This window comes from Sphingomonas panacis (assembly GCF_001717955.1).
Classification (GTDB): domain Bacteria; phylum Pseudomonadota; class Alphaproteobacteria; order Sphingomonadales; family Sphingomonadaceae; genus Sphingomonas; species Sphingomonas panacis.
On record NZ_CP014168.1, the window covers coordinates 2,533,951 to 2,546,289 of the forward strand.

General features: G+C 66.1%; 16 protein-coding genes. 6 read left to right on the plus strand and 10 right to left on the minus strand.

Going from position 1 to position 12,339, the window contains the following annotated elements; genetic code table 11:
- Positions 1-115: 115 nt before the first annotated feature.
- Positions 116-655 carry an RNA 2',3'-cyclic phosphodiesterase gene (thpR, locus tag J0A91_RS11505; RefSeq protein ID WP_069205028.1) on the plus strand — a complete coding sequence of 180 codons (540 nt, stop codon included), beginning with the start codon at positions 116-118 and terminating at the stop codon, positions 653-655.
- A 133-nt stretch (positions 656-788) separates the two neighbouring features.
- On the opposite strand, the gene J0A91_RS11510 is transcribed toward thpR, so the two are convergent.
- Both J0A91_RS11510 and J0A91_RS11515 read right to left on the minus strand, forming a co-directional pair.
- Positions 789-1,907, minus strand: a complete 1,119-nt coding sequence (locus tag J0A91_RS11510; RefSeq protein WP_069205029.1) for a M14 family metallopeptidase — start codon at positions 1,905-1,907, stop codon at positions 789-791.
- Entirely contained in the window at positions 1,904-2,527 is a 624-nt protein-coding gene (locus tag J0A91_RS11515) for a DUF4136 domain-containing protein (RefSeq protein ID WP_069205030.1), read from the minus strand. Before J0A91_RS11515 ends, J0A91_RS11510 begins: the two co-directional genes overlap by 4 nt.
- A 210-nt stretch (positions 2,528-2,737) precedes the next feature.
- On the opposite strand from J0A91_RS11515, the gene ykgO reads away from it, so the two are divergent.
- Genes ykgO through J0A91_RS11530 form a run of 3 tightly spaced genes read left to right on the plus strand, consistent with a single transcriptional unit; the run spans position 2,738 to position 3,656 of the window.
- Positions 2,738-2,863, plus strand: a complete 126-nt coding sequence (ykgO, locus tag J0A91_RS11520) for a type B 50S ribosomal protein L36 (protein WP_069205031.1) — start codon at positions 2,738-2,740, stop codon at positions 2,861-2,863.
- A gap of 2 nt (positions 2,864-2,865) precedes the next feature.
- Positions 2,866-3,480: an HAD-IA family hydrolase gene (locus J0A91_RS11525; protein WP_069205032.1), complete on the plus strand. Its 615-nt coding sequence runs from the start codon at positions 2,866-2,868 to the stop codon at positions 3,478-3,480.
- Positions 3,481-3,512: 32 nt separating this feature from the next.
- Positions 3,513-3,656 (plus strand): DUF2256 domain-containing protein, encoded by a 144-nt coding sequence (locus tag J0A91_RS11530; RefSeq protein WP_083224647.1) that lies wholly within the window; start codon positions 3,513-3,515, stop codon positions 3,654-3,656.
- A 7-nt stretch (positions 3,657-3,663) separates the two neighbouring features.
- Here the strand turns inward: J0A91_RS11530 and J0A91_RS11535 are convergent, their stop codons facing one another.
- Complete coding sequence (locus tag J0A91_RS11535) at positions 3,664-4,443, minus strand: SDR family oxidoreductase (protein WP_069205033.1); 780 nt, start codon at positions 4,441-4,443, stop codon at positions 3,664-3,666.
- Positions 4,444-4,657: 214 nt separating this feature from the next.
- On the opposite strand from J0A91_RS11535, the gene J0A91_RS11540 reads away from it, so the two are divergent.
- Positions 4,658-4,954, plus strand: coding sequence for a type II toxin-antitoxin system Phd/YefM family antitoxin (locus tag J0A91_RS11540; RefSeq protein WP_069205034.1), 297 nt, complete (start codon positions 4,658-4,660; stop codon positions 4,952-4,954).
- On the plus strand, positions 4,951-5,349 hold the full coding sequence (locus J0A91_RS11545) for a type II toxin-antitoxin system VapC family toxin (RefSeq protein WP_083224648.1): 399 nt from the start codon (positions 4,951-4,953) through the stop codon (positions 5,347-5,349). Before J0A91_RS11540 ends, J0A91_RS11545 begins: the two co-directional genes overlap by 4 nt.
- Here the strand turns inward: J0A91_RS11545 and J0A91_RS11550 are convergent.
- The 7 genes from J0A91_RS11550 to J0A91_RS11580 form a co-directional block, all read right to left on the minus strand.
- Positions 5,346-5,807, minus strand: coding sequence for a MarR family winged helix-turn-helix transcriptional regulator (locus J0A91_RS11550; RefSeq protein ID WP_069205036.1), 462 nt, complete (start codon positions 5,805-5,807; stop codon positions 5,346-5,348). The two genes, J0A91_RS11545 and J0A91_RS11550, sit on opposite strands and share 4 nt — an antisense overlap.
- A 31-nt stretch (positions 5,808-5,838) precedes the next feature.
- Positions 5,839-7,122, minus strand: coding sequence for a homogentisate 1,2-dioxygenase (gene hmgA / locus J0A91_RS11555; RefSeq protein ID WP_069205037.1), 1,284 nt, complete (start codon positions 7,120-7,122; stop codon positions 5,839-5,841).
- A 121-nt stretch (positions 7,123-7,243) separates the two neighbouring features.
- A complete protein-coding gene (gene hppD / locus J0A91_RS11560; RefSeq protein ID WP_069205038.1) occupies positions 7,244-8,299 on the minus strand; it encodes a 4-hydroxyphenylpyruvate dioxygenase in 1,056 nt (351 codons plus the stop codon).
- A gap of 155 nt (positions 8,300-8,454) precedes the next feature.
- Positions 8,455-9,522 carry a glycosyltransferase family 2 protein gene (locus J0A91_RS11565; protein WP_069205039.1) on the minus strand — a complete coding sequence of 356 codons (1,068 nt, stop codon included), beginning with the start codon at positions 9,520-9,522 and terminating at the stop codon, positions 8,455-8,457.
- 35 nt (positions 9,523-9,557) lie between these two features.
- Positions 9,558-10,100: a DUF1003 domain-containing protein gene (locus J0A91_RS11570; protein WP_069205040.1), complete on the minus strand. Its 543-nt coding sequence runs from the start codon at positions 10,098-10,100 to the stop codon at positions 9,558-9,560.
- Between the two features lie 8 nt (positions 10,101-10,108).
- Positions 10,109-12,004, minus strand: a complete 1,896-nt coding sequence (locus J0A91_RS11575; protein WP_069205041.1) for an HAD-IIIC family phosphatase — start codon at positions 12,002-12,004, stop codon at positions 10,109-10,111.
- 21 nt (positions 12,005-12,025) lie between these two features.
- Positions 12,026-12,268 (minus strand): acyl carrier protein, encoded by a 243-nt coding sequence (locus J0A91_RS11580; protein WP_069207251.1) that lies wholly within the window; start codon positions 12,266-12,268, stop codon positions 12,026-12,028.
- Between the last annotated feature and the right edge of the window lie 71 nt (positions 12,269-12,339).

Consider the following 12,339-nt stretch of genomic DNA (forward strand, 5'->3'; position numbering starts at 1 on the left):
ATCTCCTTGGACCGGCCATGTGCCGGTTCTTCGCGAATATCGGCGTTTGCGAGGGGCTTTTCAAGCAATTCCGCCTTATCAAGATGTCGTTGTCTTCTGTTAATGATGTGTTGCCATGCACCGACTTTTTGTTGCTCTCCGCCCGCCGCGTGCCATCCGCCTGCACCTTGCCGACGTGATGCACGGCATCGGTGACGCGCGCTGGCAGGATGACGACCAGTTGCACCTGACGGTCCGCTATATCGGCGAGGTCGACCGGCGCATGGCGGAGGATATCGCGGTGGAACTTGGCCATGTCCACGGGCACGCGATCACGGCGGCGGTGGCGGGTGTCGGCGCGTTCGACCGGCGCGGGCGGATCGACGCGTTATGGGCGGGGCTGACCCCACATGATGCACTGGCCGCGCTTCACCGCAAGGTCGATCACGCGCTGGTGCGGCTCGGCCTGCCGCCCGAGGGGCGCGCCTATCTGCCGCACATCACGCTCGCCCGGCTGCCGCGCACCGCCGATCCGCACGAAATCGAACGCTGGCGCGCGGCGCAGGCGGGGCTGGCGAGCGCGCCGTTCACGATGGAGCATCTGATCCTGTTCGAAAGCACCCTCGGCGCCGGGGGTGCGCGCTATGATACGATCGCGCGCTGGCCGCTGGGTTGAGCTTCAGGTTTTATCCGCGTCGGCCGAACCCCACACCGTTCGTCCCGAGCGAAGTCGAGGGACAAGCCCAAAGCGCTGCGCATGGTGTCTCGACTTCGCTCGACACGAACGGGTGAGGAACGGTCGGCTGCGCTCAAATCCCGTCGATCATGTCCGCCAGCACCTCGAGGCACGATCCCGCCAGCCGCTTGCACCGCTCCGGTGACCAGCCGAATTCGGCATCGGCATTGGCGTCATGGTCCTTGAAGGGCATTTCCAGCGTCATCGCCACCGCGCCGAAGCGATTGGCGAGCTGGTTGGTCGACATGGTGAGGTTGGCCTTGCCCGGCGCCGATTTGCCGTAACCCTGCTCCATCTGGAAATCGGGCGTGTGCGCGGTGAGACGGCGCTGGAAATCGTAGAAGGCTTCGCCCTGCGCGTCGGTCCAGTTGGGGATGCCTTCGAACCCGGCGATGAAATTGGCGGGAATCGATTCGTCGCCGTGGACGTCCATCGCGAAGGCGACGCCGGTCGCATCCATCGCGTTGCGCACGCACAGCACCTCGGGGCTCTTTTCCAGCGTCGGCGCGTGCCATTCGCGGTTGAGGTTCACCCCCGCCGCATTGGTGCGCAGATGGCCGCGGAAACTGCCGTCGGGGTTCATGTTGGGGACGATGTGGAACGTCGCCTTTTCGCGCAGCGCCGCCATCACCGGGTTGGCGGTGTCGGTGAGGCGTTCGAGCGCGCCCTCGGCCCAATATTCCGCCATCGTCTCGCCGGGATGCTGGCGGGCGTAGAGCCACACCGGCTTGGGTCCGTCGCCAAGCGTGAGGCAATCGATCGCGCGCCCGTCGAGCGTCTGGCCGAGTTCGCGGTGGGTGACGCCGGGTTCGCGCGCCATCCGCGCGATCAGGGCATCGTGCCGGTTCATCGTGTACGGCGCGAAATAGGCGAACCAGACGAGTTCGCTGCTTCCGTCCGAGCCGAATTCGAGCGCGCCGTCGGCATAGCGGGTCGGCGCGAGGCGCCATGTCTCGCGGTCGGTGCTCATCCGCACCTTGTAGCCTGGCCAGCCCGGCGGATAGGCCGATCCGCCGGCGTTGACGATCCGGTAGGTGAGCGCGCGACCGTGCGCGCCCGCCACCCGGAAATGGAACCATTGGTAGAAATCGCTATGCCGGTCGGTAACGATTTCCAGCGTGGCGATATCGCCCTCGATGCCGACCACGCGGATGTTGCCGCTGTCGAAGGCGGCGTTGATGCTGATGCTCATCGCACCGTGATAGTGCGCCCCGATTCACCGGGGAAGCCCCGGAACAGCGCGTTCGCCAGTTTGTGCGCGGTGGCGTCGGTCTGCGCCGCCGCCGCCGTCTCGGGCGCGGCGGTGCGCGCGCGGCCTTCCCAGACCACGGTCGCGTCACTGCGGCGCTTGATCTGCACCGATAGCTCGGTGAGGATCACGTAGCGCTGCTTGGGCTTGCCGATCGGGAACGAAATGCCGCCGCCGAGGCCTATGCCACCGCCGCCGCCACGGCGTCCGCCACCAGTGAAGCCGCCACCGCCGAGACCGAGCGACACGCCGGAGCGCTGCGCCGGCCCGTCTTCCTCGGTGGTGCGCGTGAAGCCCACGACGGCGAGGAACTGACCCGCATCTCCAGCCGGCGGTACGCCGTAGCCATAGTTGAGCAACTCCGTCTGCACCGCGGCGGCATAGGTCTTGAACTCAAGGCTGGCCGGCGATCCGCCCGCCATCGGCTCCACCGCGAGCGTACCCGTCACCACCGGCGCGCCAAGGTGGAAGCGCGTGACCTGCACTGGGCCGCCGTTCGTCGTCGCGCATCCCGCCAGCGCCAGCGCGGGGAGGGCCATCGCCATTGCAATGAAGGCTTTCATGGTCGTGCTTTCCTTACCTTACGAGCGCGCTCGTTACCCTTGTGGAACGCTCGCGCGGGGTGATCGTATCCCGCTTGAGCTCCACGGATTTGTCAGCAATGTGTCGGCGGCACGAGATTTTTACCAGCCGCGCCGCCTTGACTTGGAAGGGGCGCGACTATAGGCGAGCGCCTCTTTTCACGAACCCCTGAACCAAGAAGCGAATCGATCATGAAGATCCGCAATTCCCTGAAGTCGCTCAAGGACCGGCATCGCGATAACCGCGTGATCCGCCGTCGCGGCCGCACGTATATCATCAACAAGACCAACCGCCGCTTCAAGGCCCGCCAGGGCTGATTGTGGCGGGAACGCCGTCTGTCGTCATTTTCGACGTCGGCAATGTCCTGTTCGATTGGAACCCGAGGTTCCTCTACGAGCGCCTGATCGACGACGATCGGGCGCTCGATGCGTTCCTGCGCGATGTCGCGACCAAGGAATGGCATTTCCAGCATGACGCTGGCCGCCCCTTCGCCGAGACATCGGTGGAGCTTGCCGCCGTGCATCCGCAGCATAGCGACCTGATCGCCGCCTGGGGGCCACGCTTTATCGAACAGCTCGGCGATATGCTGCCGGGGATGCGCGAGCTCGTCGAGCAGCTCGATGCGCGCGGCGTGCCGCTCTACGCGATCACCAATTTCTCGGGCGAGTTCTGGCCGCCCTTCCGAACCCGCGAGGCGGACATCTTCGACCGCTTCCGCGATATCGTCGTGTCGGGCGACGAGCTGCTGACCAAGCCCGATCCCGCGATCTACCACCTCGCGCTCGACCGGTTCGGCGTGACGGCGGCGGACGCCGTATTCATCGACGATCGTGCCGACAACGTCGCCGCAGCCAATGCGGTCGGTATTCACGGGCTGGTGTTCGAGGACGCGGCGACGCTACGCGCCGATCTGGCGCGGCTCGGGGTGCTGTAGAGCGTAACCGCCGTTTGGTGCGTTGGGCCGACATGGCGCACAAGAAGCTCACCCTCCCAACCAAGACGTGCGCCGCGTGCGCGCGGCCGTTCGTGTGGCGCAAGAAGTGGCAGCGCGACTGGGAGAGCGTGAAGTTCTGCTCCGACCGTTGCCGCACGAAGGGCGCGAGCGGATAGTGCGCGCTTATCCGGGCGACGCGGCGGAGCCGGCCAGCAACCCGCCGTCGATATGGATGTCCGTACCCGTCACATAGGTCGCTTCGTCGGATGCGAGCATGACCGCGACTGCGGCGACCTCATCGGGTGTCCCGAACCGCTTCAAGGGCGTGTCGGCGACGAGCGCCTGCATCCGCGCCTCGCGATCGGGACCGTTTCCCAGCATCGGTTCCCACATCGGCGTCAGGATCGCGGCGGGGTGGATCGCGTTGCACCGGATCGTCCAGCCCTGTTGCGCGCAGTACAAAGCGACCGTCTTGCTATGATTGCGGATCGCCGCCTTGGAGGACGCATAGGCCGCCGCCATCGGAATGCCGACCAGCCCGGAACGCGACGCGATGTTGATGATCGAACCCGCACCCTTCGCCTTCATCGCGCCGATCGCATAGCGGCAGCCGAGGAACGTCCCGTCGAGATTGACGCGGTGGACCGCGCGCCAGTCGGCGAGGCTGGCATGCTCGGGGTCGTTCGCGGTCGCGCCCGATTCGAACCCGGTAACGCCGGCATTGTTGACCACGACATCAGCAATTGGAACGACGCTGGCGAGGCGAAGCCAGTCGGCTTCCTCGCGGACATCGAGCGGTTCGAACCGGCAGCCGATCTCGGCGGCGGTGGCCGCGCCGGTGGCTTCATCCACATCGGTGGCGATGACGATCGCGCCTTCGTCGTGAAAGCGCGCCGCGATCGCGCGGCCGATGCCACGCGCGGCGCCGGTAACGACGCACGTCTTGTTCTTCAGTCTTTGCATGATGATCTCGAAACAGAGTCCAGTCGGCGGATCGCTCCGCTGCGAAGGGCCGCGTCAGCGGTGGCGCTGGATCATTTCGAAAACACTCCTTGAGATGCGGCCTGTTTATGCTCGTCGCGCTTCGCAGGCAAGCAGCGGCTGCGGTGCCACCATCGGGAACTCTTGCAAAGACGGCGTGGTTCGTGTACACGTGAGTACACAAGGAGTCTTCGTCATGGAAATGTCGGTACGGGAAGCTCGGGCGAACTTCGCGTCAGCGCTCGACGCTGCGGCGAAGGGCGAGCAGGTCATCATCACCAAGAACGGCGAACCCGTCGCCGAACTCGGTCCGCCGCGCAAGAAGAAGGGCGGGTTCGATTTCGAACGGAACGAACGGGTCCGCAAGGAACTCGGCCTCGACAAATACGACGGCCCGCCGCTCGACGATGCATGGCTCGAAGAGTTCAACGACGCCGCTTGGGGCCGGGAGCTGTTCGGGCTGGGTGACGATTGGCAACCCGGTCGCAAATGAGGGTGTTGCTGGACACCCACATCCTGTTGTGGATGGCGCGCTCTCCCCAAAAGCTAAGCCGGTTCGAGCGAGGCATTCTCGCCAGCGAGGATGTCTCGCTTCTGGTGTCGGTGATCTCGATCTGGGAAATTCGAATCAAGTGGCAGAAGTTCGATCGAAACGGCGTTCGCAAAGGCGAATTGTCGCCAGAAGATGCGCTGACGTACGTCGAGCGGAATGATCTGGCCCTTATACCCTTGTCCGGAGCGGATTTTACAACCCGGCTGGAACCGCCGCTGGTGCACAATGATCCGTTCGACGAAATGCTGCTCGTTCATGCGGCGCGGCGCGATGCGAAGTTGCTGACGCGCGACCGGCAACTGATCGGGCACCCGCTGGCGATCACCCCCGTCTAGCCGGCGTCCTCGGCCTCCACCGCCATTGCCAGCGCGTCGATCTCGCGCAGCATAGCGACGAAGCCTTCCACCCGAGCGGCATCGAACCCGCCGAAGACACGCTGTTCCAGTTCCAGCGCTTTCGGCGCGACCTGTTCGTACAGCGCCCGGCCCGACGCGGTCAGCCGCAGCAGGTGCGAGCGGCGGTCGCCCGCGTTGGGGACGCGCTCGACGAGGCCGCGTTCGACCAGGGCGATCGCCGCGCGGCTGACCGTTACCTTGTCCATGCGCGTGTTCGCGCCGATCGCCTGTTGGGTGATGCCGTCGCCCTCGGCGATCACCGCGACCAGCCGCCACTCGGGGATCGTCAGTCCGAACAGCGCCTGATAGGCGCGCGCGATCCGGTCGCTCACCAGGTTCGAGGTGAACGATAGCCGGAACGGCAGGAAGTCGTCGAGCTTCAGCGCGGCGTCATGCATCGCGTGAGCCTAGGCGGGCATGCCGCCGGGTTCAACTGCCGGGCAGAGTCGCCTTGGGGAAGCCCGCCCACGCCGCGTCGTAATCGGGCAGGGCATGTTCGAGCGCGAAACGGGTCGGGCGATACGGCCAGCAGCTTTCGACCATGAACGCCATCGTATCGGCGATCTTGCGCGGTTGCAGATCGGCCTCGCTCGCCGCGCGCCAGCTCGCCACGTCCGGGCCGTGACCGGCCATCAGATTGTGCAGCGACAATCCCCCGGGCGCGAAGCCGTCGGCCTTGGCGTCATAGGCGCCGGTGATGAGGCCCATCGCTTCCGACATCACATTGCGGTGAAACCACGGCGGGCGGAACGTGTCCTCCGCCACCATCCAGCGCGGCGGGAAGATCACGATATCGGCATTGGCGCGGCCCGGAACGTCCGACGGCGAGGTCAGCAGCGTGAAGATCGAAGGATCGGGATGATCGAAGCTGACGGTGCCGATCGTGTTGAACCGCGCGAGATCGTATCGCCACGGCGCGACATTGCCGTGCCACGCGACCACGTCGAGCGGGCTATGGTCGAGCGTGGTTATCCACAGACTTCCCAACGCCTTTTGCACAAGCGTGAAGGGGGCGTCGATGTCCTCGAACCATGCGACCGGGGTCTCGAAATCGCGCGGATTGGCGAGGCCGTTGGCCCCGATCGGGCCGAGATCGGGCAAGCGGAACAGCGCGCCGTGGTTCTCGGCGATATAACCGCTGGCGGCACCATCCGGCAGCAACGCGCGGAAGCGAACCCCGCGCGGGACCAACGCGATCTCGCCGGGCGCGACATCGATCCGGCCGAGTTCGGTAAGCAGCGTGAGGCGACCCGCTTGGGGCAGGAACAGCAGCTCGCCATCGGCATTCACGAACGCGCGCTCGGTCATGTCGCGATTGGCGGCGTAGAGGTGGACCGCGACGCCCTCCAGATCGGCTGGATCGCGGTTGGCGAGCATCGTGGTGATGCCGTCGATCAGGTCGGTCGGTTCGGTTGGCGCATCGATCGGCGACCAGCGCAGCCGGTTTGGTGGCAGCGGCGCATCGTCGGTGCCCGGTGCGAAGCGCGGTGCGCCCTGATAGCGCGTGTAGGGCGGGTGTTCGGCGGACGGGCGCAGCCGGTACAGCCAGCTCCGCCGATTCTCGTGGCGCGGCGCAGTGAAGGCGGTGCCCGAGAGCTGTTCGGCATAGAGGCCGAAGGCGGGCCGTTGCGGCGAATTGCGGCCGATCGGCAGCGCGCCCGGCACGGCCTCGGTGGCGAAGTGGTTGCCGAAGCCGGTGAGATAGTCGGTCACGTTGCGTTTCCTTGAGGCATCTCCATTCGTCCCGAGCGAAGTCGAGGGACAGACCTCGGCGCTACGCCATGTGTCTCGACTTCGCTCGACACGAACGGTCTTGGAAGCAAAAGGGCCGGACTCAGCCCTCCACCGTCACCACGCCGCGGCGAATCTGGTCCAGTTCGATCGATTCGTACAGCGCCTGGAAGTTGCCGTTGCCGAACCCTTCATTGCCCTTGCGCTGGATGATCTCGAAGAAGATTGGCCCGAACATATTCTCGGTGAAGATCTGGAGCAGAAGCCCCTCAGTCTCGACGTCGCCGTCGATCAGGATACGGTTGCGCTTCAAACGCTCGAGATCCTCGCCGTGGCCGGGGACGCGTTTGTCGACCAGTTCGTAATAGGTCTCGATCGTGTCCTGCAACCGCACGCCGCGCGCGCGCAGCGCCTCGACGGTGGCGAAGATGTCGTCGGTGGTCAGCGCGAGATGCTGGATGCCTTCGCCATTATATTCGCGGATGAATTCCTCGATCTGGCTCTTGTCGTCCTGGCTCTCGTTCAGGGGAATGCGGATCGCATGGTCGGGCGCGATCATCGCCTGGCTGAACAGACCCGTCGCCTGGCCCTTGATGTCGAAGAACTTCTGCTCCTCGAAGCCGAACAGGGTACGGTAGAATTCGCTCCACACCCGCATCTGCCCGCGCCGGACGTTGTGGGTGAGGTGATCGAGCAGGTCGAGCCCGACCGAATTGCGCGCCTCGGCCTCACGCCAGCCGGGGAACTCGGCCCAATCGGCATAGAGGTCGATGCCGTCCTGGATGAAATAGAGGTACGAACCGCCGATTCCCTGGATGACGGTATCGTCTTCCTCCGTAGGCTTGGCGCCGTTGGCGAGCGCCCATTCCATCGCCTTGGCCGGATCGGCGACGCGGAACGCCATCGCACTCGCCGAGGGGCCGTGTTCGCCCCGGAAGGCGGCGACGCGGCCAGCCTCGTCGCGGTTGATCATCAGGTTTATGCGGCCCTGCTTGTAGCGCGTGACGTTCTTGCTGGGATGGCGGTGCGTGGGAGTGAAGCCGAGCTGCTCGAGCAGCCGGCCCATGCCTTCGGGATCGGGCGAGGTGAACTCGACGAACTCGAAGCCGTTGAGGCCCAAGGGGTTCTGGCGCGGGGTTGATTCGGCATCTTGTATCATGTGATACTAGATACGCGTGCGGCAGAATGGTGTCAAATGTAACCATATCGCTTGGTCCGCTACAATCGTCGCCCCGGCGCAGGCCGGGGCCGGTGGGTTGCTTGGCGAGCGGATTGCCCGACACGCGGCGGCCCCGGCCTGCGCCGGGGCGACGGTCAGGCCGGGCGGCGCTGCCGCGCGACATTGCGCGCGCCGCCGACGATCCGCGACAGGATCAGGTCGTCCAACCCAGCATAGCCCAGCCCGAGATGGTCGGGCCGCACCGTCGCGGTCTCGATCAGGCCGAGCGCGCCGGTGCGCAGCCCGATCCGACCGACCCGCGCCCAGCGCCGCGCGGTTTCCCAGCGCAGCAGCCGGCGGCTGGCGGCGTCGGGGCGGCGCGTCTCGATGAAGTGCGTCTGCAGGCGCACCAGCGCGTCGCCGAGCCGCTGTAGCGTCTCACGATCGGGTACGGGGATTTGGCCCATCACGTGCAGGACGATCAGCGACGCGACCGCCTCGGCCTCGTCGCCGAGATGATCGCGGTGCGCGTCGGCGAGGATCGACACCGAACAGGCGCGCAGTTCCTCGACGCGGCGCTGCGAGAGGCCGCCGCCATGCCGACGATAGGTCACCAATTCCGCGTCGAGCCGCGCGATCGTGCCGAACCGGGCGATGCGGTGGTAGAGATCGTAATCCTCGGCGCAGATCAGCTCGGGGCGCATGAAGATGTCGAGCTTGCGCGCGGCGTCGGCGCGCATCATCACCGACGACCAGACAAGCGGGTTTTCAATCTTGAGCAGCCATTCGATCACGCTCGGCGTGGTCGCGGCGGCGAGCGTCGCTGGCAGGATCGCCCCGTTTTCGAGGATGTTGGCGGCGGTGCCGAGCAGTACGGTCTCGGGGTGCGAATCGAGATAGTTGACCTGCGCGGCGAACCGCTCCGGGTGGCAGAGATCGTCATGGTCGAGCGCGGCGATATAGCGACCGCGTGCGTGCGCGAACGCGGTGTTGCGTGCCAGCACGACGCCCTGGTTGATCGGCGATTCGATGACGCGGATGCGCGGATCGCCGATCGCCTTCAGCACCGCGAGGCTGTCGTCGGTCGAGCGATCATCGACCACGATCAGTTCGAAATCACCGAACGTCTGCGCCTGCAAGCTCGCGATCGTCTCGCGCACGAGCGCCGCGCCGTTGTAGATCGCCATCAGCACGCTGATCGTCGGGGCGGGGGCGGCTGTCATCGGGATCGGCGTACCGCCTTGGTGCTAAAATGCGGTTACGCGCTCGGCTGCCCGTCGTTTTGCGCGGCAAGGCCGAGCCGCGCCTCGATCCGGTCGAGCCGCTCGGCGATCGCCATGTCGATCTTCTCGTGCAGGCGCAGGATCTCCAGTTCGGTGCGCAGATTGACCTCATAGTCGAGGCTCGCTGCGAGCCGGTCCTTCTGCGACTGGCGGTTCTGGCTCATCATGATGACCGGCGCCTGGATCGCCGCGACGGTCGACAGCATCAGATTGAGAAAGATGAACGGATAGGGATCGAACGCCAGACCCCAATGCGTCAAGATGTTGCTGTTGAGCAGCATCCAGCCGAGCAGGATGATCGCGAAGACGATGATGAACGACCACGAACCGCCGACCGCAGCGACCTTGTCGGCGAGGCGCTGGCCATAGGTCGAGCGTTCGTCGGCGACGTCGGCGGCGTCGCGTGCGATCGGCAGCTTCGACTCGATCTTGTCGAGGACGTTGCGCTCTTCGGGATCGAGCGCCTGACGGTGCCGGCCGGGGAACATGCGGGCGAGCGGATTGTGTTGCGAGGCCATGTCGCTGCTTACTCCAGAATCATCGGCAGCGTCGGCGTCACGTAAGTTTCCAGATCGAGCGCCCATTCGGTGCCGCCGTCGGCACGGTCCGCGGTCTTGACGAAGCCGAGCTTGGCGAAATGGTCGCGCACCATCGCGTTCTTGGCGCTCGGGATATATTCGCCGACCAGCCGCGCCGCGCCGGCGGCGCGCGCCGCCGCCGCGACATGCGCGAGCACGGCTTCCTCGACGCGGCGGCCGAGCACGCGGCAGCTCATCAGCCATGTCTCGCAGCGCCATTCCTCCGCGCCGCGTGCGAAGATCAGCACCGAGATCATGCCGTTGTCGCCGAAGCGGTCGGCGAGGCGGACTTGCATCGTGAAGCGCGTGGGATCGGCGGCGATCGCGGCGATGTCGGCTTCGGTGTAGCGGCGCGTCGTCAGGTTGAACTGGTTCGATTTGTTGGCGAGCTGCGCGATGCGGGCGCGGCCGGCGTCGTCGAACGGGGCGATCGTGCAAACCATCTCGAGCGAGGCGTGATAGTCGTGAAGGTTGCTCACAGACGTCATCGCGGCGGCGCGCTGGGCGTTGGCGCTGTACATGGCGGCGCGGCTGCGATCCTCGGCGCCGAAGGAGACGGCTTCGAAATAGCCGGCTTGCCCTAAAATCCGTGTGAAATCAGCAGGATCGCTGCCGATTTCGGGGACGGCGACCTCGGGCAGTTCCTGGCGGACCTGGGCGCGTTCGGCGGGGTTGTCGTCGAGGAAGACGAGCGCATCGGTGCCGATGTTGAGAGTCGCCGCGATCTGCCGCAGGTTGGATGCCTTGTCGGTCCAGTTGGCGAGGAACACGGCGATATGCTCTTCGCGCAGCAGCATTTCGCTATGCCCGCCATTGGGACCGATGAAGGGCAGGCGCGCGGCGGAATCCTCGTTCTTCGAACACACCGCCAGCACGACGCCGCGCGCGCGCAGATCGAGCGCGAACGCCTGTACGGCGAGATGCGCCTCGCCGGTGCCCGAACCTTGCCCCAGCAAAATGCCGTCGATCCCGTCGTCGCCGATGATGCCGCCCCACAGCGTGTTGTCGAGATCGAGCACGAGGCACTTGCGCGACAGACCGCGAAACGCGGCGAGCAGCCCGCCGAGCTTGTCGGCGTAGAGCGGAAGCGCCTCGACCGCGAAGGGGAGTTTGGCATCGTGCCACAAACGCGCGTCGTGCCACTGCCTGAGCCCGACGCTGGCGGCGAGGAAGGCGACGTCGAGGACGAGATCACCGCTGCCGGCGACGCTGCGCAGCAGCCGGGCGTTGAACTCGGCGATCAGCCAGCGCACCGTGCCGGCGAGCTGGCCATCGAAGCTGCCGAACAGGCTCTCGACCGGGGGGGCGAGCGTCTGGACGATCACCGGCGCGCCGGCATGCGCGCGCGCGCCCGCGCGGAGGGCGGCGACATAGTCGAACGCGCGCGTGACGGTCGCCTCGGCTTCGGCGGGGTCGAGGCAGGGGCGGGCGAGGCCGAGCGCCTGCGCGTCGAGCGCGAGCAGGATCGCGTCGGGCCGCGATTGCGCGAGGCTCGAACCGGGATCGAGCAACGCCTGCGCGGCCTGCCCGTAATCGGCGAGTTCGACGCTCAGTAGCAGCCCGTGGCGCAAGGCGGCGGCGGGAAGCGCATAGGCGATCCCCTTGGCGGTGTGCGACGCGACGATACCGAGCTTGAGCGGCCTCAGCCCCGCGCCGGCGAGATCGCCGACCCGCGCCGAGACGACGCGGCTGGCCTGTTCGAGTTGGGTCGCATCGAGTGCCGTCTGGACGAGCGCCCGCAACGCGCCCGCGTCGATAGGGTCGGCGGTACGGATCGCCTTGAGCCGGGCACGGAAATCGGCAGGCGCGGGCAGCAGCCAGGGGAGGGCGAACGGGTCGCTCACGGCCGCGTCCTCAGCCGTGCATCAGCCAATATGCGCGGCGATGCTGTCGACGAGATCGCCGACCTTCGAAAAGCCCTCGATCTCGGCGCTGGAGAAGCGGAAGCCGAAGCGCTTCTCGACCGCGACGATGAAGCGGATGTGGCTGAGGCTGTCCCATTCCTCGATCACCTCGGCGGAGAGGCCATCGGAATAGTCGAGTTCGTCGAGGTCGAAGACATCGCACATGATCTCGGTAACGATGCCGGTGATCTCTTCGCGGTCCATGGTGTCTTCCCTTGCGAATGTGGCGTCGATCTGGCGCAAATCGCCGTACAACGCAATTGCACAAAAATTGC